Annotated in this window: 23 protein-coding genes and 1 pseudogene; 9 read left to right on the forward strand and 15 right to left on the reverse strand. The window is 56.3% G+C overall.

Features of this window, described 5'->3' with window-relative positions; translation table 11 throughout:
* Positions 1-136: 136 nt before the first annotated feature.
* Genes AAZT04_RS09390 through fliF form a run of 6 tightly spaced genes read right to left on the reverse strand, consistent with a single transcriptional unit; the run spans position 137 to position 6,564 of the window.
* Positions 137-1,351, reverse strand: coding sequence for a flagellar hook-length control protein FliK (locus AAZT04_RS09390; protein WP_434679818.1), 1,215 nt, complete (start codon positions 1,349-1,351; stop codon positions 137-139).
* Positions 1,348-1,794 carry a flagellar export protein FliJ gene (fliJ, locus tag AAZT04_RS09395; RefSeq protein ID WP_020827502.1) on the reverse strand — a complete coding sequence of 149 codons (447 nt, stop codon included), beginning with the start codon at positions 1,792-1,794 and terminating at the stop codon, positions 1,348-1,350. The genes AAZT04_RS09390 and fliJ overlap by 4 nt, the downstream gene beginning before the upstream one ends.
* 22 nt (positions 1,795-1,816) lie before the next feature.
* The gene (gene fliI, locus AAZT04_RS09400; protein ID WP_020827501.1) at positions 1,817-3,178 is read right to left on the reverse strand and encodes a flagellar protein export ATPase FliI; all 1,362 of its coding nucleotides are present in this window, start codon (positions 3,176-3,178) and stop codon (positions 1,817-1,819) included.
* Positions 3,178-3,882 (reverse strand): flagellar assembly protein FliH, encoded by a 705-nt coding sequence (gene fliH, locus AAZT04_RS09405; protein WP_020827500.1) that lies wholly within the window; start codon positions 3,880-3,882, stop codon positions 3,178-3,180. Before fliH ends, fliI begins: the two co-directional genes overlap by 1 nt.
* Positions 3,875-4,867: a flagellar motor switch protein FliG gene (gene fliG, locus AAZT04_RS09410; RefSeq protein ID WP_012145670.1), complete on the reverse strand. Its 993-nt coding sequence runs from the start codon at positions 4,865-4,867 to the stop codon at positions 3,875-3,877. Before fliG ends, fliH begins: the two co-directional genes overlap by 8 nt.
* Positions 4,864-6,564, reverse strand: coding sequence for a flagellar basal-body MS-ring/collar protein FliF (gene fliF / locus AAZT04_RS09415; protein WP_434679822.1), 1,701 nt, complete (start codon positions 6,562-6,564; stop codon positions 4,864-4,866). Before fliF ends, fliG begins: the two co-directional genes overlap by 4 nt.
* Before the next feature lie 481 nt (positions 6,565-7,045).
* Here fliF and fliE point away from each other — a divergent pair, with 481 nt between their 5' ends.
* On the forward strand, positions 7,046-7,360 hold the full coding sequence (gene fliE, locus AAZT04_RS09420; RefSeq protein WP_044552041.1) for a flagellar hook-basal body complex protein FliE: 315 nt from the start codon (positions 7,046-7,048) through the stop codon (positions 7,358-7,360).
* A 323-nt stretch (positions 7,361-7,683) separates the two neighbouring features.
* On the opposite strand, the pseudogene AAZT04_RS09425 reads toward fliE, so the two are convergent.
* From AAZT04_RS09425 to AAZT04_RS09435, 3 genes and pseudogenes are all read right to left on the reverse strand, one after another.
* Positions 7,684-8,029, reverse strand: a pseudogene (locus tag AAZT04_RS09425) (Tn3 family transposase).
* Between the two features lie 47 nt (positions 8,030-8,076).
* A complete protein-coding gene (locus tag AAZT04_RS09430; RefSeq protein ID WP_413510082.1) occupies positions 8,077-9,402 on the reverse strand; it encodes a uracil-xanthine permease family protein in 1,326 nt (441 codons plus the stop codon).
* Between the two features lie 56 nt (positions 9,403-9,458).
* Positions 9,459-10,583: an aryl-sulfate sulfotransferase gene (locus AAZT04_RS09435; RefSeq protein WP_046373256.1), complete on the reverse strand. Its 1,125-nt coding sequence runs from the start codon at positions 10,581-10,583 to the stop codon at positions 9,459-9,461.
* A gap of 202 nt (positions 10,584-10,785) precedes the next feature.
* Here AAZT04_RS09435 and AAZT04_RS09440 point away from each other — a divergent pair, with 202 nt between their 5' ends.
* Positions 10,786-11,796, forward strand: a complete 1,011-nt coding sequence (locus AAZT04_RS09440; RefSeq protein WP_413510083.1) for a LacI family DNA-binding transcriptional regulator — start codon at positions 10,786-10,788, stop codon at positions 11,794-11,796.
* A gap of 529 nt (positions 11,797-12,325) precedes the next feature.
* Here the strand turns inward: AAZT04_RS09440 and AAZT04_RS09445 are convergent.
* From AAZT04_RS09445 to fliD, 4 genes are all read right to left on the reverse strand, one after another.
* Entirely contained in the window at positions 12,326-13,192 is an 867-nt protein-coding gene (locus tag AAZT04_RS09445; protein WP_046373258.1) for a helix-turn-helix transcriptional regulator, read from the reverse strand.
* A 311-nt stretch (positions 13,193-13,503) separates the two neighbouring features.
* Positions 13,504-13,872: a flagella biosynthesis regulatory protein FliT gene (gene fliT / locus AAZT04_RS09450; RefSeq protein ID WP_122079696.1), complete on the reverse strand. Its 369-nt coding sequence runs from the start codon at positions 13,870-13,872 to the stop codon at positions 13,504-13,506.
* Entirely contained in the window at positions 13,872-14,282 is a 411-nt protein-coding gene (gene fliS, locus AAZT04_RS09455) for a flagellar export chaperone FliS (protein ID WP_020827494.1), read from the reverse strand. The genes fliT and fliS overlap by 1 nt, the downstream gene beginning before the upstream one ends.
* A 27-nt stretch (positions 14,283-14,309) precedes the next feature.
* Positions 14,310-15,707 (reverse strand): flagellar filament capping protein FliD, encoded by a 1,398-nt coding sequence (fliD, locus tag AAZT04_RS09460; RefSeq protein WP_410528798.1) that lies wholly within the window; start codon positions 15,705-15,707, stop codon positions 14,310-14,312.
* A gap of 281 nt (positions 15,708-15,988) precedes the next feature.
* On the opposite strand from fliD, the gene AAZT04_RS09465 reads away from it, so the two are divergent.
* From AAZT04_RS09465 to tcyN, 7 genes are all read left to right on the forward strand, one after another.
* The gene (locus tag AAZT04_RS09465) at positions 15,989-17,260 is read left to right on the forward strand and encodes a FliC/FljB family flagellin (protein WP_201896283.1); all 1,272 of its coding nucleotides are present in this window, start codon (positions 15,989-15,991) and stop codon (positions 17,258-17,260) included.
* 184 nt (positions 17,261-17,444) lie between these two features.
* Positions 17,445-18,167, forward strand: coding sequence for an RNA polymerase sigma factor FliA (locus AAZT04_RS09470; protein WP_020827491.1), 723 nt, complete (start codon positions 17,445-17,447; stop codon positions 18,165-18,167).
* A 58-nt stretch (positions 18,168-18,225) separates the two neighbouring features.
* Positions 18,226-18,735: a flagella biosynthesis regulatory protein FliZ gene (gene fliZ, locus AAZT04_RS09475; protein ID WP_041414695.1), complete on the forward strand. Its 510-nt coding sequence runs from the start codon at positions 18,226-18,228 to the stop codon at positions 18,733-18,735.
* Positions 18,736-18,862: 127 nt separating this feature from the next.
* The gene (locus tag AAZT04_RS09480) at positions 18,863-19,855 is read left to right on the forward strand and encodes a D-cysteine desulfhydrase (protein ID WP_434679830.1); all 993 of its coding nucleotides are present in this window, start codon (positions 18,863-18,865) and stop codon (positions 19,853-19,855) included.
* A gap of 114 nt (positions 19,856-19,969) precedes the next feature.
* A complete protein-coding gene (gene tcyJ, locus AAZT04_RS09485; RefSeq protein WP_020827488.1) occupies positions 19,970-20,770 on the forward strand; it encodes a cystine ABC transporter substrate-binding protein in 801 nt (266 codons plus the stop codon).
* Positions 20,770-21,432: a cystine ABC transporter permease gene (gene tcyL / locus AAZT04_RS09490; RefSeq protein ID WP_020827487.1), complete on the forward strand. Its 663-nt coding sequence runs from the start codon at positions 20,770-20,772 to the stop codon at positions 21,430-21,432. The genes tcyJ and tcyL overlap by 1 nt, the downstream gene beginning before the upstream one ends.
* Positions 21,433-21,435: 3 nt before the next feature.
* On the forward strand, positions 21,436-22,188 hold the full coding sequence (tcyN, locus tag AAZT04_RS09495; RefSeq protein ID WP_020827486.1) for an L-cystine ABC transporter ATP-binding protein TcyN: 753 nt from the start codon (positions 21,436-21,438) through the stop codon (positions 22,186-22,188).
* A gap of 31 nt (positions 22,189-22,219) precedes the next feature.
* On the opposite strand, the gene AAZT04_RS09500 is transcribed toward tcyN, so the two are convergent.
* Positions 22,220-22,633, reverse strand: coding sequence for a type II toxin-antitoxin system HicB family antitoxin (locus tag AAZT04_RS09500; protein WP_046373264.1), 414 nt, complete (start codon positions 22,631-22,633; stop codon positions 22,220-22,222).
* Positions 22,634-22,662: 29 nt separating this feature from the next.
* Positions 22,663-22,845 (reverse strand): type II toxin-antitoxin system HicA family toxin, encoded by a 183-nt coding sequence (locus tag AAZT04_RS09505; protein WP_048760244.1) that lies wholly within the window; start codon positions 22,843-22,845, stop codon positions 22,663-22,665.
* Positions 22,846-22,970 lie beyond the last annotated feature (125 nt).

Here is a 22,970-nt window from a genome sequence, read left to right on the forward strand (position 1 = left end):
TGACCGGGGCGCGCAAATGCAGCCAACAATGATGCAGCTTCAAGTATGAAGGGTAGCGGTATTATCGCGCCTATTCCGGCACGCAATAGCCAGAATAGGCAGGGAAAAGCGTGCCAGCTTGGGCGTTTGCGGCCACTCAGGCGAAAATATCAACGCCGCTGACGGCGCGGGCCATCGCCTGCAATTCCGGCGGTGCGCTGTGAGCATCGCCGGACAAATCGCCGTCACCCTGACGCTCGCGATAATCCGGGCGGCCCTGCTGCCCACCATTGTGCTGCTGCGCCTGTTGCCACTGCGGCATCTGGTCGCCGCCCACGCTGCTTTGTCCCAAATTGATGCCACTCTCAGCCAGCGCGTGACGCAGTTGCGGCATCGCGGCCTCCACGGCGGCGCGAACCTGTCCGTGTGCCGAGGCAATGTGCAGCTGTGCCTGGTTGTCATCCAGCTTGAGGGTGATTTGCAGCGCTCCCAGTTCCTGCGGATGCAGACGCAGCTCGGCGCTTTGCTGACCGTTGCGATGGAACATCAGCACCTGTTGGTTCAACGCCTGCTGCCACTCCGGGCTGCCCAACTGGGCGTTTAGCTGCGGCGTAGGCGGGGCAGTGACCAACGCAGCGCCTGGCGCTGCCGCGATCGTCGGGCTGGAGACCGGTGGGGCCATCAGAGGGACGTTTGGCGTTGGCGATTGGCTATCGGCGCCAAGCTTCAACGCCGCTGCATCCGGTTTTTCGTGCGCAACTGCAATTTGCTGTGGGATGTCGGCACGGCTTTCACTGCCGAGCGAAGCTGGAGTTACCGGCGTTGGTGCCTTTTGCGTGCCGGTTACCTCAGCCTGGCGCCCCAGTGAAGCGCTCTGGATCGTTGCAGCCTGAGGGGTATCTAGATCGCCTTCAAGGCTCAGTTCCGCCGCGCCGGTACCTGCATCAGGCATTGCTGGGGGAATAGCGATTGGCAGCATGGCGAACAGCGCTTGCAGCGTAGCGGCGTCGATCTCACCGGCAGGCCGCAGCGCGGCGTCGTGCGACGGTTGCTTCAACGTCGGCTCTTCGTCGTTACTGATGGCGGCTGGCTGGCCTTGCGTTAACAGCGAAGGCGCTAACAGCCCATCGCGTTCGCCGAATGCGGCCAGTAACTGCGTCAGTTGGTTGCGGCTCAGCGGCGCAGAGTCTTCTTCTGCGCTCAACGCCATCGGTGACAGTTTGCCTGCGGACTTGTCGGCCGGCAGCACGCGGGCGCCAAGCAGTTGAGCAAAAGCGGAAGAGAGCGATGACTCATCCAGCGGGAGCTGCGCGTCCGGCAGCAGGCCGGTATCGCCCGGCAGCGACAGGCCCGGCAAAGCGTTCAGGTTCATTGATGTATATTCCTTTGTGCACTGCGTTGAGCGAACTCATCCATCAGTTTTTGATCCCGTTTGTTCTCCAACTGCAACTCCGCGCTCTGGGCTCGGGTATGCAGGGTTTCGAAAGCGTTCAACCGTTGCTGTTTGTCCTGCCATTGTTTCATCGCGTGGTCCACTTTCTCTCCCCACTGCGTCAACTGCTGGCGGTGCTGGGCGATCGCCTGTTCCAGCGTGCCGATAAACTGCTGGTAGTTCTGCCAGTTGGACGATTCCATACCGCCGCTCAGTTGATTATTCAGCTTCTGACGGTACTCATCCTGATAGTTGAGCAGCATGGAAAGTTGCTGTTCAGCGGCTTGCTGAGCTTTGCGCACCTGGCCCAGTTGGCGAGTCGCCTGTTCTACTGCATCCTGCGCCAGATCGCGCAGGGTAATCAGGGGGGACTGTGGTTTCATCGGGTTTGCGCCTTTGGTGACGTTAAACGATCAACTGCTGTAGCTGCTGGCAGGCGTCCTGATAGCCGCTGCGTTCGAAAATGCCTTGCTGCAGATAGGCTTCCATCTGCGGATACAGCGTCATGGCCTTATCCAGCAGCGGGTCGCTGCCTGCGACGTAAGCGCCTACGCTGATCAAATCGCGGTTGCGTTGGTAGCTGGCCAGCATCTGTTTGAAGTTACGCACCCGACGATAGTGCTCTTCGTCGATCAGCGAGGTCATGGCGCGGCTGATGGAGGCTTCAATGTCGATGGCCGGGTAGTGGCCGGCTTCCGCCAGGCGTCGCGACAGCACCACATGGCCGTCGAGAATGGCGCGTGCCGAGTCGGCGATCGGATCCTGTTGGTCATCGCCTTCGGTCAGCACGGTATAAAAGGCGGTAATGGACCCGCCGCCGCTGATGCCGTTGCCCGCGCGTTCAACCAGTGCCGGCAGCTTGGCGAAGACGGAAGGCGGATAGCCTTTGGTGGCCGGCGGCTCGCCGATGGCCAGGGCTATCTCACGTTGCGCCATGGCGTAGCGCGTCAGTGAATCCATGATCAACAGCACGTGCTGGCCGCGATCGCGGAAATCTTCAGCGATGCGTGTGGCGTAGGCCGCACCCTGCATGCGCAGCAGTGGCGAGACGTCCGCCGGTGCGGCGATCACCACCGAACGCGCCCGGCCTTCGGGGCCGAGGATGTTTTCGATAAAGTCTTTCACCTCACGGCCACGTTCGCCGATCAGACCGACGACAATCACGTCGGCCTGGGTGTAGCGCGCCATCATGCCCAACAGCACGCTTTTACCGACGCCGGAACCGGCAAACAGCCCCATGCGCTGACCGCGACCGACGGTCAACAGGCCGTTGATGGTGCGCACGCCGACGTCCAGCACCTGTTCGATCGGCGTTCGTTGCAGCGGGTTGAATGGGGCGGTGATCAGCGGCGCACGGTAGCCGGTTTCCGGTGCGGGCAGGCCGTCGAGCGGCTTGGCGCTGCCGTCCAGTACCCGGCCCAGCAGGGCAGGACCGAGCGGCAGCTGCTTACTGGCGCTTTGGCCTTCCGGCGAGATGCGGGCGTAAACCCGGGCGCCGGGCACGATGCCTTCCACTTCTTCCAGCGGCATCAGAAACAGCCGCTGGCCGTTAAAGCCGACCACTTCGCTTTCTACTTCCTGGACCTCACCGGCGTCGTGACGCTCGATCAGGCAGGTGGCACCGATCGGCAGCTGTAGCCCGGTGGCTTCCAGCACCAAACCGGTGGCGCGGGTCAGGCGGCCGTAGCGGCGTACCGTCGGGGCGTGTGCGATGCGTTTTTCCAGCGCATCCAGTGAGGTCAGCCAGCGGCCGAGGCGCAGGGTCATTACACGTCTCCCGGAGCGGCCAGACGGCAGAGTTCATGCCAACGGGTTGCCAGGCTGGCGTCAAGATCGCCTTCGTCGGCGCTGACCTTGCAGCCACCAGGATGCAACTGACCGTCCGCCAGCAACCGCCAGCCGTGCAGGCTGAGCGTGGCACCCAACTGTTGCTCGATTCGCTGATAGTCATCCGGGTGCACGCGCAATTGCGGCTTGCCGCTGAACATCGGCTCTTGCTGAATCAACTGTTGGATCTGCGCCAGCAGGGCAGTGCCGTCGCACACCGGCGGTTGGCCCAGCACCTGTTTGGCGGCAGTCAGGGCCAACTGCATCAGGCGCGAGGCAATCACGCTGTCGAGGGCGTCCAGCGTGTGCTGGAATTCCGTCACCAGATGCTGCCAGTGCGCGGTCAGCGGTTGTTGCTGTTGCTGAGCTTCCAGCAAGCCCTGCTGGCGACCCTCTTCCATGCCAGCCTGGAAGCCGGCGTCGTAGCCTTTTTGCTGTCCGTCCGCATAGCCCAACTGCTGGCCCTGCTGCTCCGCCTGCAGACGGAGCTGAGTGAGCTGTTGTTCCCGAACCAGGCTGTCGTCCAGCGGTGCGCCGTCGGTGATTTCCACCGGCAGCGGCAACGGGTCGAGCACCGGTTTGGGCTCGTTGAGATCGCTGAGCGACCAGGGCTGCCAGGGCAGGGTATTAATGCGATCAGACATAGGTGTCCTCGCCACCGCCGATAATCATTTCGCCACTCTCGGCCAAACGACGGACCACCAGCAGGATAGCCTTCTGCTCGTTCTCCACCTGCGACATGCGCACCGGGCCACGGTTGGCCAGATCGTCGCGCAGGATATCTGCGGCGCGTTGCGACATGTTTTTGAGGAACTTCTCGCGCAGTGGTTGTTCCGCGCCTTTGAGCGCCACCAGCAGGGATTCGCCTTCCACTTCCTGCAACAGGCGCTGGATGCTGCGATCGTCGACTTCCACCAGATTCTCGAACAGGAACATCTCGTCGATGATCTTCTGCGCCAGCTCGCCGTCGTATTCGCGCATGGCGTCGATAACCGCCTCTTCCTGCTGCGTTTTCATCAGGTTGATGATCTCGGCTGCGGTGCGTACGCCGCCCATTTTGCTGCGCTTGAGGTTCTGACCGTCGAGCAGGTTGTTCAGCACTTCGGTCAGTTCCGCCAGCGCCGCCGGCTGCACGCCGCCGAAGGTGGCGATACGCAGCATCACGTCGTTGCGCAGACGTTCGTCGAACAGCGCCAGAATGTCCGCTGCCTGGCCACGCTTGAGGTGAACCAGGATGGTGGCGATGATCTGCGGATGTTCGTCGCGGATCAGATCGGCGGCGCTCATTGGTTCCATAAAGTTGAGCGTTTCCATGCCGGTGGTGGTCTCGCGAGATTCGAGAATGTCCTCCAGCAGGCTGGCGGCACGTTCTTCGCCCAGCGCCTTGACCAGCACCGAACGCAGGTAGTCGCTGGCGTTGACGCTCAGCGCGGCATACTGTTCGGCGTCGTCTTCAAATTCACGCAGGATTTCATTGAGCTGCTTGTGCGACACCTGGCTCATGCTGGCCATAGTGCCACTCAGCTGCTGCACTTCACGCGAGGAAAGGTGTTTGAACACCTCGGCGGCACGATCTTCGCCCAGCGTCATCAGCAGGATGGCGCTTTTTTCGGTTCCGGTCAGACTCATAGTTCGTTACTCATCCATTGGCGGATTACCAGAGCGACCACGCGTGGGTCTTTATCAGCCAAATCGCGGATCCGCTGGCTCTGGACTTCTGCACTGACGCGCTGCTGGGATTTCCTGTGCTGCGCCAGCTCCTCATTGCTGGGTTTGCTGCTGTCAGCCGGTTTGGCCATTGGCGTAGCGGCGGCGGCGAGCGCGGCCTTTTGTACCGCCTGACGGTTTTGCAGTTGCGGACGCACCAGTTTGCGCCACAGCACCCAGGCGACCAGCAGGATCAGCAGGTAGCGACCGGCATCGATCAGACGATCGATAAACGACTGGCTCTGCCAGAACGGCAGCTCGCCGCCGGTAATTTCGTTATCGGTAAACGGCGTGTTGACCACGTTGAGGGTATCGCCACGGGCGCTGGAGAAGCCCATGGATTCACGCGCCAGCGATTCGATCTGCGCCAGCTGCTCTTTGCTTATCGGCAGTGGTTTGCCGTCCTTATCGGTGCCGCGATAGTTGATGACCACCGCGACCGACAGGCGCTGTACCGTCCCGGCTTTATGCTGGGTATGGCGAATGGTGCGATCGACCTCATAATTGATGGTTTCATCGCGGCGGGAGTTTTGCGGCCCGCTGCCCTTGGCTGCCGAACTGCGCGCCGTGGCCGTATCGGTTTTAGCTGCGTCGGCATTATTGCCGGCGGTGGCCGGTTGGGCGGTTTCAATCGGGGCAGCAGCCGGTGCGCTCGGCTGATTGGACAATGCGCCCGGCACGCCGCCGACCAATGGCCCGCCAATTTGGTCGCTTTGACTCATTTGCTGTGAGCGTACGGCGGCCTTATTTGGCTCTTGGTTAGGTTGGTACTGTTCGTCAGTTTGCTCGCGAGTGGAGAAGTCGATCTGTGCGGTGACCTGAGCGCGTACGTTAGCGCTGCCGACCATCGGAGCCAAAATCGCTTCGATACGGCGCTGGTAGCGGTTTTCCACTTCGCTGGCGTATTTAAGCTGTGCGGCATTCAGATCGCGTCCGGTGCCGTCGGACTGCGTTAACAGGCGGCCGGCCTGATCGACCACCGTCACGTTGCCCGGCGGTAGACCGGCTACGCTGCTCGAGACCATATAAACGATGGCGTTGATCTGGCCGTCATCCAGGGCCCGACCCGGTTGCAACGTCAGGGTCACGGAAGCGGAAGGGGATTTTTGCTCGCGGACAAACAGCGAAGGCTTGGGCAGAGCCAAGTGCACCCGGGCGTTTTGTACTGGCCCCAGTGATTCGATGGTACGGGACAATTCACCTTCCAGCGCGCGCTGATAGTTGATTTGTTCGCTGAACTGGCTGATGCCGAATTTTTCCTGATCCAGCAGTTCGAAGCCCACGGCACCGCCTTTAGGCAGGCCGAGCTGCGCCAAACGCAGACGGGTTTCATGCACTTTTTCGGCTGGGATCAGCAACGCCGCGCCGTTTTCGGCAAAGCGGTAGGGGATGTTCATCTGCGTCAGCTGGGTGACGATGGCGCCGCCGTCGCGATCGTTAATGTTGCTGTACAGCACGCGGTAGTCTGGACTTTTCACCCATAACAGCAGCGCGACCACGATGGCGATGGCTGCGGAGGCCGCAATCAGCAGCGGGACTTTGGGGTTGGCGCGCAGGCGGTTCCACATGGCCAGCAGGCCATTATCGCGGCTTTCAGTAGCGGAGATTGAAGCATTCATTTTAGCCCGAGTCCTTCAATGACGCTCAGGATCCGGTGCGGGCCACGGCGTAGCTCCCTGCCAGGCTGATGAACGGTGTGGTTAGCGTTGTGTGACAAAACAGACTCCCTGATACACATATAAATATACCCTATGCCTTTCAAGTTGCTGCCAGGCGACCCGCTCGCTCATCCCGGGGTCTTGTAGGGGCGCGGCATGCTGCGCCTGAGTTAATCGGGGCGATTTTATTCGCCCCCTACAGTGATTGGGATGAGCGCGGGCAGACAACAACGCTGCAACTTGAAAAGCGACGGGTATAGCGGCGCTCCCATTTCTGGGCATGTTATTATTCGCCCTTAGGGCCCATTTCGATGGCCCGATAAGCCGGGTTTTTTGCAGTTAATTAACCGCTTTAGGATGAAAATGCTGTGTTAGGGTGTTCAGCATCAAAGTAGTGTCTGATGCAACAACGTCCGGCAGCAGCGTTTTTATTGAGGTCATAATGGCAATTCAGGGTATTGAAGGGGTTTTGCAGCAGTTGCAGGCCACGGCGATTCAGGCAGGGCAGATGGGGCAAGGCGCATCCGCGCAGGGCGTCAGTTTTGCCAGTGAGTTGAAGGCGGCGATCGGCAAGATCAGCGATACCCAGCAGGCTGCGCGCAAGCAGGCACAGGATTTCGAAGTCGGTGCGCCGGGCATCAGCCTGAATGACGTGATGGTCGATCTGCAAAAATCGTCCATCTCGCTGCAGTTAGGGGTGCAGGTGCGTAATAAGCTGGTTTCGGCTTATCAAGAAGTGATGAATATGCCGGTGTGATGAGACTGGCCTCGTACCCGCGGCCAGAATTGAAAGCCTGGATTCTCTGTTGAACAGGCAGCGTCAGCTTAAGAACTGGCCTAAACCCACCCACGGTGGGTTTTTGCTTTTTAGCGCAAGGCAAATATGGGCTTCGGATTCTGGATGCAGAACTTCTCTAAAGACGAGACAAGTGTCTGGCCGGGAAGGGAGTCGGTGTGGATATCGAAAATTATTGTACGTTAAGGCTATTTTCTGACTTTCCGACTTTAACTGGTCTCAGACGCCGAAACTTACCGGAAGCAGGTATCCGGTTGCTTTTCCAAATATAATCACCTGTCAGATTAGCCTAACGAGGACAAATACGAGAGTGGTTTCTCGTTGATTTCCATCCCATTACGCTTCACGGCATCGACCGCCATTTCCATATACACGGTATTCCGCCGCGAGATTTCCGCCGTCAGCAGAGTCAGCCCACTGGCCCGATAGCTCTGATTTTCGGTCCCTGATTTCACCCAGTCGATGCATGAATACAGCACGTTTCAGCGCGTAACAGAATTCTCCTTTATTCAGCCCCGTCTGAACCCGCCAACGCAGTGCTGGATCACGGAACCTGTCGAGTATAAACAGGGTTCGCTCGATGCGGTCAATTTCGCTCAGTGCTTTGGCAAGCCCGTTATTCTGCCTCACGGAAACCAAACAACACTACGGCTAACGGGTCAATTCGGTGTATCGGTTCAGCCTTTTAGTCGCATGGCGGCCCGCCTTTCGCTCACCAGAAATAACGAGTTGACGACGATCGCGGTGAGTGTACCCGCTGCCATACCGTTGCCCAATATCATCTGCACGCCGACGGGGAAATTCTGGTACAGGCCAGGCACAAGGATCGGCAGCATCCCCATAGCCAGACCAGTGGCTAAGGCATAGGTTTTTCCCGGCTTGTGCAGCGGCTCGCGGGCAATCATATCGATACCGATGACCCCGATGATACTGAAGACAATCACCGCCGTCCCGCAGACTACCGGACCGGGTAGACAGGCGGCAAGGCGCACCAGCGGCGAGAATAGCGCAATCAGGATTAACAGCAATCCGGCAATCGCCGTGACGTAGCGTGATTTGACGTTAGTGGTCCGAACCACGCCGATATTTTCGCCGGAGGTGATGATCAATGAGGTACCGAAAACGCCGCCCAGCAGCGAAATAACGGCGTCGCCGCGGATGGTTCGGGGAATGGCCTGATGGACGTTTTGTGTCGATTTGACGATCTCTGCGGTGGCAATCGTTTGCCCAGTCGCTTCAGCCATGGAAATCACCGCATAAATCAGCAGCGGCAGTGACGCTGACAGATTGAATATTGGCCAGCCGAACGGAAACAGCTGCGGCAGGCTGAACAGCGGTCCGTGGCTGACGCCGCTAAAATCGGCGATGCCCAGCAGCATTGCCAGCAGCGTGCCCGCAAGCAGGCCGAACATGACCGACAGCTGACGTAGGATGCCGCTGAACGCCACGGCGAAGATCAGCGTAATCAGGATGGTGACCAGCGCCAGAATAATGTTGGTGGGCTGCGCAAAGTGGCTACTGCTCGGCTGACCGATAATGAGTCCGCCATACAGACGAATCAGGTTGATGGAGACCAGCAGCAGCATAATCCCGATAATAAACGGCGGGAAATGGTGCAGAAAACGGCGAAAAACGGGCAGGGCAATAAAATAAAACAGCGATGTTAAGATCACCGCGCCAATTGCCGTCTGGATATTGGTCTGTAAAGCGATAGCGATGAAGATCGCGATAGGCGCGCCGCCCGGCACCATAATAAACGGCAGGCGCGCGCCGAAGCTGCCGATACCGAGGCTTTGCAGGATGGCCCCCAGCCCGCACATTAGAAAGGTGGCGCTTAGCAGCGATGTGGTGACGCCAGAGCTGAAGTGAAGCGCCTGAGCAATAAGAAAAACGGCGGTGATCGGCGTAGCGGCCACGACCAACACGTGTTGAAGGGCCAGCAGCAGTTTAGTTTGCCAAGGCAAGGCTTCGTTTTCCGGTACGGCGGAGTCAGAATACGGCATAAATTCCTCCCAAAGACGTGAGAACCTCCCCGCCGACCCGCGCCGGCGAAGAGCGATTATTTCAGCCACGGCAGCGCATCGGCCGCATAGCGGTGCGCGCGGAAGCTGCTGTTCTGCTTACCGGGGATGATCCCCTTGCTAAGATGGTCCGGATATTCATTGAAGTAAGGAATAATGTATTCCCATACCGTTTCTCCCTGCGGAGTCACTTCAAACAGTCGACCGAAGGCGGATTCGCAGATAAAGGTATTGCCGTTGGCCAGGCGCTGAGCGCTTCCCATATAGGGTGAGAAAAAGGCCGGCGGGAAAATATCGCGATATTGCCAGCGAATAGCCTGGGTGTGCGGGTCGAACTCCAGCACCGTGGAGTGTGGCGAGGTCACGCCGGGGCGCAGGTTGCCGTTATCGAACACCAGAATAGAACCATTTTCCATCTCAATCGGGGTGTGCTGTTGGGCGACGACATCCGGCCCCACGTGCCATACCACGCTGCCGCTCTCTTTATTGACGGCAATCACCCCGGAGGTGGTGCGCAGGCTCATCAACACCAGGCCCTCGCGGGTGACCGACAGACCGTTTATCATCGGCCAGTGGCGGCGGTCGAAGATCTCATGAATCGGGAAATCTTCCGGGGCCAGATGCTCCCAGACGCGCCATTCCCATACCACTTCACCGTCGCGATTGACCTCTTTGACGACATCGCTCTGTATGACGCCGTCCGGCGCATCGCGGCGCGGATCGCCGCCGGTAACGCGAGCGGCAATTTCCGCCGGCAGTGGCACCGCCGCGGTATACAGCAGGTTACCGTTCGCCAGCCACTGCGCGTCGTGGTGATGGAATATATCCTCATAATGCCAGACCACTTCGTTATCCGGAGTGACCTCATAAAAATCCCCGCCGTGCCAGAGATCCCAGGCCGGATAGAGATTGGCTGACGTGCCGTGACTACCGTTATAGCCGAGGTTACCGTTAGGCAGCAGCACCGCATCGCGTCCGGCACGAACCGGGAGTTGCCACTGGTGCGCCACTTTTCCAAGCTCATCAACCAGATATACCCGGCCTTCGGTAGTTTGTGGGGCGAAGAGCGTATAGCCGCCGAAGCTTTTCTCCAAATCGGAGAAGATCAGCCCGCTCGGACGACGCCCGAGGGTGAATGCTGCATCCTGAGATAGTTGTGTCACGTAGCCTCCTGAAGTGATTGGTTTCTTGCAAAATACGTCATTAAAACGTTTTAATTAAACGCCATTAGACAGGAATGCTTGCCAGTGAGCTACGGTAAATGGTCACTTTCTTCATATGATTTTGTTATGTAATAGCGCGGAAATTCATACACTGGAAATGTGCTAATCTGAGCATAAACTCTCGGGAGGGAACGCCAGCCAGATGACTGCTCAAGATAAAAAACGCGCCAGACTCATTGATGTTGCAAGCCTTGCTGGCGTATCGCCTGGCACCGTATCTAATGCGTTACATCACCCCCGTTTTGTCGAACCTGAGACCCGGCAACGTATTGAGGAGGCGATTCAGACACTGAACTACACGCCGAATATCCGCGCCCGTCAGTTGCGTACCGGCAAAACCAACACTATTGCACTGCTTTCTTCCTTGCCGCTGACCATTGCTTCCGGAGCATCGAAGCTGGGTTTTATGATGGAGGTCGCGCTTACGACGGCGATTATGGCGCTGGAAAAGCAGCATGCGCTGATCCTGGTCCCGCCCGGGAAGAACCCGCTGGACATGGTGACCTTTGATGCCGCCATTCTGCTGGAACCCGCCGAAAACGATCCACTGCTGCAAGCTTTGCAACAGGCGGGGATCCCATGCATCACTATTGGCCGCACGCCGGGAACACCGACGCCGCTACCGTGGGTGGATTTGCATTCGGAAGCGACGGCGAAAATGTTGCTGACCCACCTGCAGACTGAAGGCGCCGACTGTTGCGCGCTCTTTGTCGGGCATACGCCGCGGACTTCCTCGCTGGAAACTGAGGCAGCCTATCACCGCTGGTGTAAAGGAAGGCAGGCGCCGGTGATCTATTATCTTGATGAGCAGGAAGGGGAAGCGGCTGGCTATCAGGCTGCGTGTCAGATGTTGCAGGAACATCCCGAAGTCAATGGCGTCCTGGTGCTGGTTGATACTTTTGCTTGTGGCGCCGTGCGTGCTTTTCACGATGCGGCGATCGCCATACCGCAGCGGATTCGCTTAGCCACCCGTTATGACGGTATTCGCGCCCGGGAATCTTTGCCGCCGCTAACGGCGGTGAACATGCACCTCGATGAGGTTGCCCGTCAGGCCGTCACGCTATTGTTTGAAGTGCTGGCCGGACATAACGTGATCGGCAGCCGCGGGCAGATGCCGGAACTGGTGGTCAGAGCCTCGAGCAAATTGCCGTAAGGGTCAACAAATAGCTTTCACGTACAATAAGTTCCGTTTCCCAAACGGATCCCGGAAACGTCAATCACCGGAGGAAGAGGGTAGAAACTACGGTTAAACTCACATTGCCACGGTATTCACGGGGCTATAATTTCCGGGTTAAGGCCGTTTCAATTACCGGATAAGATAATGTGTAGCAAAAGTGAACGCAGATGGCGGTTGTTCAGTATTTTAATTCTGATCGTTTTGGTTGTATTAATAAGCGTTTTAATTAAAGAAAGCTAAAATAACCCGGGCCACGTTGTGTGGCCCTGCCGCTTTATTTTCCTGCCAGCAGCCGCATGGCGTCTTCTTCGTAGGTCAGGCCCAGCAACCATAGGCCGAGTAGCAACACCGCGAGGGAAAATAGCAGTTTTTCGTTGAGCATGATTTATTCACCTCTGATGACCTGAATGCTCGCCGATGCTATCCCACTCGCCTGTTTTGCGCCAATATTGCCGCTATAAACCACAGTTTCATTGTTCAATGATTTAATTTACGCCGGCGGCCATCACTCCGGGGCTTGCATCATGCTGAAATGATCGGGACGAATGGCCATGGGTTCCATGGCCCGCTGATGTCCGCGAATGGCGGTGGGCGCAAAGCCGAAACGTTTGCGAAAGCGCTCGGCAAACCGCGAAGCGCTTTCATACCCCACGTGCTGGGCGATCGCCGATATTGGCCAATCGGTAGATTGCAGCAGGGCCAAGGCGCTGCTCATGCGCACGTCGATCATCAGATTACGCAGCGCGGTATTCTCCGCCGACAGCTTGCGTCGCAGCACCACCTCGCTCATTGACAAGGTTTCGGCGACTTCGGCCGCGGTCCAGATGTTGTGCGGATCGGTGGCCAGACAGCGGCGTACGCGTTGGGTTAAATTCCTGGCTTCGTTATGGATGAAGCTGATATTGAATTGTTTTAACCACAGTAGAATTTCCAGCATTTTATGGCGAATGATGACCGTGGGGAAACGCTGCTTAAGCGCCAGTGCCAGGCTGGTGGTCTCAAAACTGTGCATCAGCGCGCAGGGCAGATTGCATAATGTCATCACCGCGTCGAAGGGAGTCGGTGATGTGCTTTCAACCTGGGGCGGCGATAAGGTGAGCAACTGCGGATCGCAGGTCAATAGCTGACAGCTGAATACCCCGTCCTCAGAGAGTTCGTTGATAATATCCACGGTTTGCCCCCCGTCGATAATCAACAGCTCGCCCGCATGCGCCACCACTTCACGCTGTTGCCAACGCACGCGTTTGTGACCTTGCTGCACCAGGTAGAGATGCGGCTGTTCAAAATAGACTGAAGGAAATAATAATTCAGTATGCTGAATGATGTGTGCCGATGCACCAATTCCTGGACAAAGATTAATTGTACGTTCCATCGATATTCATTTCGCAGCCATTATCTATGAATATCTTTACGCTTTGATTGGCGTTGGAGCAACATCTTTCCATAGGTTGTGAAACACAACAGCGTGTTTTATCTATCAAAAATCAATTTCCTGCTGAACAGAAAACGTCCGTGTCGGAGTGGTATTTATCCGTTAAAGTGAGAGCAAGGCTCGAATTGCACATTTTTTCTAATTACCCAATATCTGAATAATTCAAATGGCATGGATTAATATTCTGACTTAACCGGGGAATAATAGTGCATGCTGCTATCTATTCCGTTGTCGCCGTTATTGCTGCGAACTCATCTGATTTGTGGATCTCCCAGCAACAAGGCGCGATCGTGAAACTGGCCGTAAGTGCTGTTCACCACGTTTTGGCGCGTCGACTGGCCGATTAATTCTTTCAATTGATCCATGCGTTGCTGCAGCAGACGTTTTAGTTCGGTCTCGTTGTCGAGGATTTGCTGCAGCTTATGGCGCAGCAATTCCTGTAACGCCATTGAGGGACCGGCCTGCCCGGTAAAGGCGGCGGTTCTTTCCACCGCCGTCACGTAGGACAGTTCCAGCTCGACCAGGTCTTCCCATCTTTCCGTTTGTGCCAGAACGATCATCTGGCTACTCAGGCTATACACCTGCTGATAGGCGGCTAACAGCTGTTGTTGACGTTCCATTACACGGCGTCCTGAGTGGGGTGGTAGTTGGGGCCAATCTGGCGCCAGGCGTCAGCAATATTTTCCAGCAGCTTCACCACTTCGGTAATCGCTGCTTCGTCATTGTGCAGGTTGGCTTGCATCAGGCGTCGCTTCATATAGTCATACAGCGCCGCCAGATTATCGGCCATTTCACCGCCCTGCTGGTGGTCGAGACCGCTTTTCAGGCCGTTATCGATAATATTGATGGCCTTTGACAGAGCCAGTCCTTTGCCGGCGATATCACCCTGATTCATCAGTATCCGTGCGCGTAACAGGGCGCTAAGCGCCCCGTCGAACAACATCACGATTAACTGGTGCGGGCTGGCGCTCATTACGCCACTTTCCAGACTGACCTGGGCGTAGGCCTGAGTTCCGCTACGGTTATACATGTGATTTTTTACCTGGTTAAAAAGTTCTTACTTGAACTGTTGTTTTAAATAATCACCGGTGCCACTCAGCTTGGACATCATGGTATCCAGTTGGACGAATTGTTGTTTATAGCGATCGATAGTGCTTTGAATGCTGGCCGTGACGGTGGTGATCTTGCTGTTCAGGCGGTCAAGGCTGGTATTGATGCTTTTGGTCGAGTTCTCAATGATGCCGCCGGCCTTGATGTAGCTTTGGATCTCATTGTGGATCTCGGTGGCCATGCCGGTATCTTTGCCGTTGCCGGCGAAGAAGTTGGCAACCTGCTCCGGTTTTTCATCGATGGCTTTGTTGAGCTTGGTGCTGTCGATCTCCAGCTTGCCGGTTTTGGTGTTGGTGGTGATCCCCAGGTTACCCAGCCCCTTCAGCTCCGGGTTGTCCTGCGCGCCGCTGAGCGCACTTTTAATCGAAGACTGAACACCGCGCAGGGTGTTATCCCCCAGCAGCGCGCCGTTTTTGGCATTCTGCGCCTCGCCGGTTTTGACCGGGGTATATTTGGTCAGCGAGTTAAAGGTATCCAGCAGTGAGTTATAGTTGTCGACCCAGTCTTTGATTTTGTCGGCGGTGCCGGTTTTATCGGTGCTGATCACCAGGTTCTGCGGCTCATCTTTCTTGGTGACGGTTTTCAGATCGATGGTCACGCCCTGCAGGGCATCGGCAATTGAGTTGGTGCTGCGTTTGATTTTCGTGCCGTTAACCAAGACTTCAGCATCCTGACCGGCCACGGTTTGCTTCATTGCGTTGCTTTTGGCAGCGGAGTCGTAGTTGAGGATGGCGCCCAACTTATCGTCATTGTTGACCTGGACCGAAACGGTGTTTTTCTCGCCGGTGGCCGTGGAGCTGATCGCCAATTGATAGTCGTTGTCACCCACCCGCATGATGCTGGCGTTGACGCCGGCTTTGGCATTGTTAATCGCATCGCGCATTTCCACCAGCGAGGTTTGATCATCGCTCAGTGGGATCTTCACTTCTTTCTGCGGGTCCCCTGCGGTGATGCTGATTGAGCGGTCAATGCTGCCGGGCGTGCCGAGTTTTTCCGTCTGATTGGTAATCGACGCCTGTGTGGTCAGCGTTTGCGGCTGTGCCAGTTTTTGAACTTCGACAATGTAGTTCCCCGCCACGGCCTTGTCGGTGGTGGTGATGGCAAACTGATCGTGTTTGCTGGCGGTGGTGTTATTGAAAAACGTCGGTTTCGCCAGCTCTTTACTGAGGTTATCGAACTTTTCCAGCGAGCCTTTCAGGGTGCCGTAGGCGGTCAACTGGGCGTTGTAGCTGGTCTGCTGGGTGGTGTACGGGGTCAGACGCTGCTGTTCCGCTTTGGTCAGCTTGTCCAGCAAGCCGTTGAGGTCGAGTCCTGAGCCGATGCCTAATGAACTGATCGATGCCATTCGTAATTCTCCTTAATAATGACTTTATTCGCTTTACGCGTTTATCGGCCCAGCGGAGAAAAAGTTTACCGAAAAGTTTAAAAACCGATGGCGCAATAGAGGAAGAAAAAAACGCGTTATTTCTGCCATTGCGGCGAAGCGAAAAAAAAACAAAAAATTTCTAAAGGTTGCAGGGGGAGGGCCGATACCTGATGGGACGGTGGTTGACGCCGTGGGCAAAGCAGCCCGAACCTTTTAACTACGTTGCGAAGATCGCAACTGACACGTAAGGAAAGCATACAATGGCACAAGTAATTAATACCAACAGCCTGTCGCTGATGGCGCAGAACAACCTGAACAAATCTCAGTCTTCTTTGGGTACTGCGATCGAGCGTCTGTCTTCCGGTCTGCGTATCAACAGCGCCAAGGATGATGCCGCGGGTCAGGCGATCTCTAACCGTTTCACCGCTAACATCAAAGGCCTGACTCAGGCTTCCCGTAACGCCAACGACGGTATCTCTCTGGCGCAGACCACTGAAGGCGCACTGAACGAAGTTAACGACAACCTGCAAAACATCCGTCGTCTGACCGTACAGTCTCAGAACGGTTCTAACTCTTCCAGCGACCTGCAGTCCATCCAGGACGAAATCGGCGAACGTCTGGCTGAGATCAACCGTATCTCTGAACAAACCGACTTCAACGGCGTGAAAGTGCTGAGCGGCGATCAGAAGCTGACCATCCAGGTGGGTGCCAACGACAACGAAACTATCCAGATCGATCTGAAGAACATCAACGCCAAAACTCTGGGCCTGGACAAATTCAGCGTAGCAGATCCACTGGATGCCTCTAAAGTGGGCACCACCGCGGTGACTGCGACCGATAAAATGGGTGCACCGACCATTGCTGCGGACAGCAAGGCTGCAACGCCTAAAACCAGCGACGGTAAACTGTACTCTGCTGACGACGGTACTGGTACTGTTAACTACTTCGTTAAATCTACCGACGGCGGCATTTATGACGCGACCGTAGATGCGACCGGTAAAGCGAGCTGGGATTCAAGTGCTGCAGCAACTAAGCCTACTGCAGGCATGAAAGAAGCTGCTCAGGTTAAAGTTGGCACCAACACGGTTAGCGGTCTGGCGACTGGCGATGAACTGCGCACTTACACCGATGCAGCGGGTAAAGCAGGTTACGTAGTTAAAGGCAAAGATGCTGATGGCAACGACGCTTTCTTCAAAGCCACTGTTGACTCCGCTGGTAAAGTGACCAAAGGCGTTCAGCAATCTACCGACCCTAAAACTGCCGACCCACTGGCAACCCTGGACAAAGCACTGTCTCAGGTTGACGGTCTGCGTTCTTCCCTGGGTGCGGTACAGAACCGTTTCGATTCTGTTATCAACAACCTGAACAGCACCGTGAACAACCTGTCTGCTTCTCAGTCTCGTATTCAAGATGCTGACTACGCGACCGAAGTGTCTAACATGAGCCGTGCCAACATCCTGCAACAGGCTGGCACCTCTGTTCTGGCACAGGCTAACCAGTCTACTCAGAACGTGTTGTCCCTGCTGCGTTAATCGACTCTCCCCGATTAACCTGTCGCAAAAGAACCCCGCTTCGGCGGGGTTTTTTTATGGTCGCGCACCGCTCAGCTAATGCATGGCGCAAATAAGGCCCGTTTTGTACGACTGTTCAGCCGATTGGCATTTTGCCCCCTACGGATAATAGCGCTGACTCTCTTATCCGCAGGTTTTAGACATAGTGAGCGATCTGTATACCGCCGAAGGCGTGATGGACAAAAATTCTCTCTGGCTGCGCTACGTTCCGTTAGTGCGCCACGAGGCGTTACGCCTGCAGGTCAGGCTGCCCGCCAGCGTGGAGCTCGACGATCTGCTGCAGGCCGGGGGAATTGGGTTGTTGAACGCCGTTGAGCGTTATGACGCCCTGCAGGGAACCGCCTTTACCACCTATGCGGTGCAACGCATTCGCGGCGCCATGCTCGATGAGTTGCGCAGCCGTGACTGGGTGCCGCGCAGCGTACGTCGCCATGCCCGTGAAGTGGCGCAGGTGATGCGGCAGTTGGAACAACGGCTCGGCAGACCGGCCAGCGAAGTGGAAGTGGCGCAGACGCTGAACCTGCCACTGGATGAGTACCGTCAAATTCTGTTGGACACCAATAACAGTCAGCTTTTTTCCTACGACGAATGGCGGGAAGAGCATGGCGAAAGCGCGGAACCGCTGCTGGAAGGGCACGAAGAGGCCAATCCGTTACATCATCTGCTGGAGGGCAATTTACGCCAACGGGTGATTGACGCCATTGAGGCGTTGCCGGAACGCGAAAAAATGGTGCTGACGCTGTATTACCAGGAAGAGTTGAACCTGAAAGAGATCGGTGCCGTGCTGGACGTAGGGGAATCACGCGTCAGCCAATTGCATAGCCAGGCAATAAAACGCCTGCGCTCCCGCCTGGCGAACGAGAACTGACATGCACTCAACTCTGCCCCTTCAACCTGATCACCATTGCGATAATCGGACTGCTTCTATGCCAGGAATATTATTGAAAAAACGGCCGCTGAGTCGTTATTTGAAAGATTACAAACACAGCCAGACCCATTGCTCTCAGTGCGGCAAGCTATTGGATCGCATGGCGTTGGTGTTTCGTGGCAAGATCATCAACAAAGATGCCATTGCGCGCATGGATCAGCCGATTGACGATCACGTTTGGCTGAATGTGCAAAATGAGCTGACGGCGCTGTGCCGCTTTTGCAGTGAGATCTCCTGCAATAGCCATCCGAGCTATTTCGATATTATGTCGTTCAAGCAATATCTGTTTGAGCAAACCGAAATGAGCCACAGCACCATCCGTGAATACGTGGTGCGCCTGCGTCGGCTGGATGAAATGCTGGTGGAACGCAACTATCCGGCGGATAAATTCGCCAGTAACGCCAGCCATCAGCGTATTATCGAAGACTTGCCTTCTGCGGCGCACAACAATTACCGCATTGCGCTGCGCAAATATGACCAGTACCTTGCCTGGCAAAAAAGCTACTGATCTGGCTTCCCCGGCACGCCAGCCGGGGATCTTACCCTTTCCCCGTCACGAATAAAGAGTGATTATTAGGTTCACATCTGCTAAATCTATCGTTTAGATGTTGATACCTGATTCCCTGGGGGAAGTTGTGAATCTGCAACAGAAACTGGCGCAATTCCCGCGCCTCGATTTAGTGGGCTCTGCCACTCCGCTCGAAAAACTGTCTCGCCTTTCAGACTACCTTGGCCGCGAAATTTACATCAAACGTGACGACGTCACGCCGATGGCGATGGGCGGTAACAAATTGAGAAAACTGGAATTTCTTGCCGCAGAAGCGCTGCGTCAAGGCGCGGACACGCTGGTCACCGCCGGCGCAATCCAATCCAACCATGTGCGCCAAACGGCTGCAGTGGCGGCCAAGCTGGGTCTGCACTGCGTAGCGTTGCTGGAAAACCCAATCGACACTCAGGCAGAAAACTACCTGACCAACGGTAACCGCTTGCTGCTCGGGTTGTTTAACGCGGAAGTGGTGATGTGTGACGCGCTGCATGACCCGCAACAGCAGTTGGCCGATCTGGCGACCCGTCTTGAAGGGCAAGGCTTCCGGCCTTATGTGGTGCCGGTAGGAGGCTCCAATGCGCTGGGGGCGCTGGGTTACGTGCAATGTGCGTTGGAAATTGCCGAGCAAAGCCAGCGCAGCAACGTCGCGTTCAGCTCGGTGGTAGTGGCCTCCGGCAGCGCCGGGACCCATGCCGGGCTGGCCGTTGGCCTGCAGCAGTTGCTGCCGGAAACGCAACTGATTGGTGTAACTGTTTCACGCAAGGTGATCGACCAGTTGCCCAAGGTGGAGCTAATCCAAAAAGCGCTGGCCTGTTCATTGGATATTGACCAACTGGCATCGATTACGCTGTGGGACGACTATTTTGCGCCGCAGTACGGTATGCCAAACGAAGAAGGCACGGCGGCGATACAGCTTTTGGCGCAGCAGGAAGGGGTGTTGTTGGATCCGGTTTACAGCGGCAAGGCGATGGCCGGTCTGATCGACGGCGTAGCCCAGCAGCGCTTCCGTGACGAGGGCCCGATCCTGTTTATCCATACCGGCGGTGCGCCGGCGCTGTTCGCCTATCATCCACAGGTGTAAGCGCACTTTGTTATTCCATTTTGAACTATATTTATAAGGTTATATTCCTTCAAGCAGGCGGTCACACTGTTAAAGTGCTGATATCAAAAAAGATAAACAACAGATGGGGTGTTTATGATCTTTTCCAAAGTTCGTCGTCAATTGCTGCTGGGCGTGATGAGCGTTGCGCTGACCGCCGGTTTGAGCACGCAGAGCTATGCCGCCGATAACCTGCTGGAGCAGGTGAAGCATCACGGGACCCTGGTTGTCGGGTTGGAAGGCACTTATCCGCCGTTCAGCTTCCAGGGGGAAGACGGAAAATTGACCGGCTTCGAGGTGGATTTCGCCAACGCCCTGGCGGAGCATCTTGGCGTTAAAGCCAAGCTGAATCCTACCAAGTGGGACGGCATGCTGGCTTCGCTGGACTCAAAACGCATCGATGTGGTGATCAATCAGGTGACCATTTCCGACGAGCGCAAAAAGAAATACGATTTCTCGACGCCTTATACCGTCTCCGGTATTCAGGCCTTGGTGAAGAAGGGCAACGAAGGCACCATCACCAAGCCGGAAGATCTGAAGGGTAAAAAGGTCGGCGTGGGCCTGGGCACCAACTACGAGCAATGGTTGCGTGACAATGTGCAGGGCGTGGACGTGCGTACCTATGATGATGACCCGACCAAATACCAGGATCTGCGCGTAGGCCGTATCAACGCTATTCTGGTTGACCGTCTGGCGGCGTTGGATCTGGTGAAGAAAACCGGCGACACGCTGGCGGTAGCGGGCCCGGCGTTCTCTCGTCAGGAGTCTGGCGTGGCGGTGCGTAAGAACAACCCGGAACTGCTGGCTGCGATTAACCAGGCGATTGCCGAAATGCAAAAAGACGGCACGCTGGCGAAGATCTCCGAGAAATGGTTTGGCGCGGACGTAACTAAATAATGCACGAAAGTATCCAACTGGCGCTGGATTCGGCGCCATTTTTATTGCGGGGCGCGATCCTCACTCTCCAGCTCAGTCTGGGGGGCATGGCGCTCGGTTTACTGCTCGGTTTTCTGCTGGCGCTGATGCGCCTTTCGCCGTTATGGCCGCTGTCATGGCTGTCGCGCATTTATGTGTCACTGTTTCGCGGTACGCCGTTGATTGCCCAGCTGTTCATGATTTACTACGGCCTGCCGCAGTTCGGCATCGAGTTTGATCCCTTCCCGGCGGCGCTGATTGGCCTGTCGCTCAATACTGCCGCCTATACTTCAGAAACCCTGCGTGCCGCGATTTCGTCGATCGAAAAAGGGCAGTGGGAAGCGGCAGCCAGCATCGGCATGACCCGCTGGCAGACGCTGCGTCGGGTGATCCTGCCGCAGGCGGCGCGTACCGCATTGCCGCCGTTGGGCAACAGCTTTATCGGCCTGGTGAAAGACACCTCGCTGGCGGCGACCATTCAGGTGCCGGAACTGTTCCGTCAGGCGCAGCTGATTACCTCGCGTACCCTGGAGGTGTTCACCATGTATCTGGCGGCCTCGCTGATTTACTGGGTGATGGCGACCCTGCTTTCTGCACTGCAAAATCGTCTGGAAGCCCACGTAAACCGCCAGGATCAGGAGTAACGCATGAGTGCCATTGAAGTGAAAAATCTGACCAAGCAGTTCAACGGTCAAACGGTGCTGCATGGGATTGATCTGGAAGTCGGTGCCGGTGAGGTGGTGGCGATTATCGGGCCAAGCGGCTCGGGGAAAACCACCTTATTGCGCAGCATCAACCTGCTGGAAGTGCCGGATTCCGGTACCATTCGCGTCGGCGATATACTGATCGACGGTTCCAAACCACTGAGCAAACAGAAAAAACAGGTTCGTGCCTTACGCCAGCAGGTGGGGTTCGTGTTTCAGAACTTCAATCTGTTCCCGCACCGTTCGGTATTGGAAAATATTATTGAAGGTCCGGTCATCGTAAAAGGCGAGCCCAAGGCCAGCGCGGAACAACGCGCACGGGCCTTGTTGACCAAAGTGGGGCTGAGCGGCAAAGAGTCGGCCTATCCGCGCCGTCTTTCCGGCGGCCAGCAGCAGCGGGTGGCAATTGCCAGGGCGCTGGCGATGCAACCGGAAGTGATCCTGTTTGACGAACCGACCTCGGCGCTCGACCCGGAGCTGGTGGGCGAGGTGCTCAACACCATACGTTCGCTGGCGGAAGAAAAACGCACCATGGTGATCGTCACGCACGAGATGAGCTTTGCCCGCGACGTGGCCGACCGCGCCATTTTTATGGACCACGGTCGTATCGTGGAGCAAGGGCCGGCAAAAGAGCTGTTCGCTAATCCGCAGCACCAGCGTACCCAACAATTCCTCGACAAGTTTTTGAATCAGTAAGCAAGGGGGCGTGCAGCCCCCTGGCTATAGACTACCCGGCTTTCAATAATTCATTGCGGGCGGCGGCGGCCAAAAAGGCGCTGCGGCTACCGTAACCGGGATGCTGCTGCACCAGAGAATCTATGCGGTTCAGCAGACGGTGCGGCAAGGTAATATTGATACGCTCCGCCCGACCATCAAACTTATCCATATTAATATTGACCAACAACCACTGCCCGCCATTCAGACTGTCGTTATTCTGTGCCAGATGAAAGGTCACGGCCTGTGGGCCGGGAATGGGCTGATTGTCTTCGCTCAAGAATTCGAAATGGGCGTCCAGCGCACTTCTGGCGTCGTCAAAGGCCCTGTCCAGGGTATCGCCGGCAAAATAGCAGCCTGGCACATCGGGAAAGAAGCCGCTGGCGCTGCCGTCCGGTTCAGAATGTACATAAGCAGGGTAGAACATAATTTCTCCTGTTAACTCATGGCGCCGGGTTAGCACAATCCGGCATCTTTCATGATTTGGCGCAGCGTCCCCGCTTTCAGATCCTTTCGCGGATGTGGAACGGTGATCACCAGACGGGAGTTCGGGTGCTTAAACTGATGGTGGCTTCCCTTGATCCGCGTTAAAACCCAACCTTCCTGTTCTAATAGCCCGATCAGTTCTGAACTTTTCACGCGATTACCGTCCCTTTATGATACACACCATACACACTTTTTGACAATCAGGGCGATACGCTAGCGTGCAGAATGGGCGCAGACAATAAAAAACCCTGCACGAATGCAGGGTTTGCGGGAGGGTT

Origin of the sequence: Serratia sp. Je.1.23.a (genome assembly GCF_051129805.1) — a bacterium.
GTDB lineage: Bacteria > Pseudomonadota > Gammaproteobacteria > Enterobacterales > Enterobacteriaceae > Serratia > Serratia liquefaciens.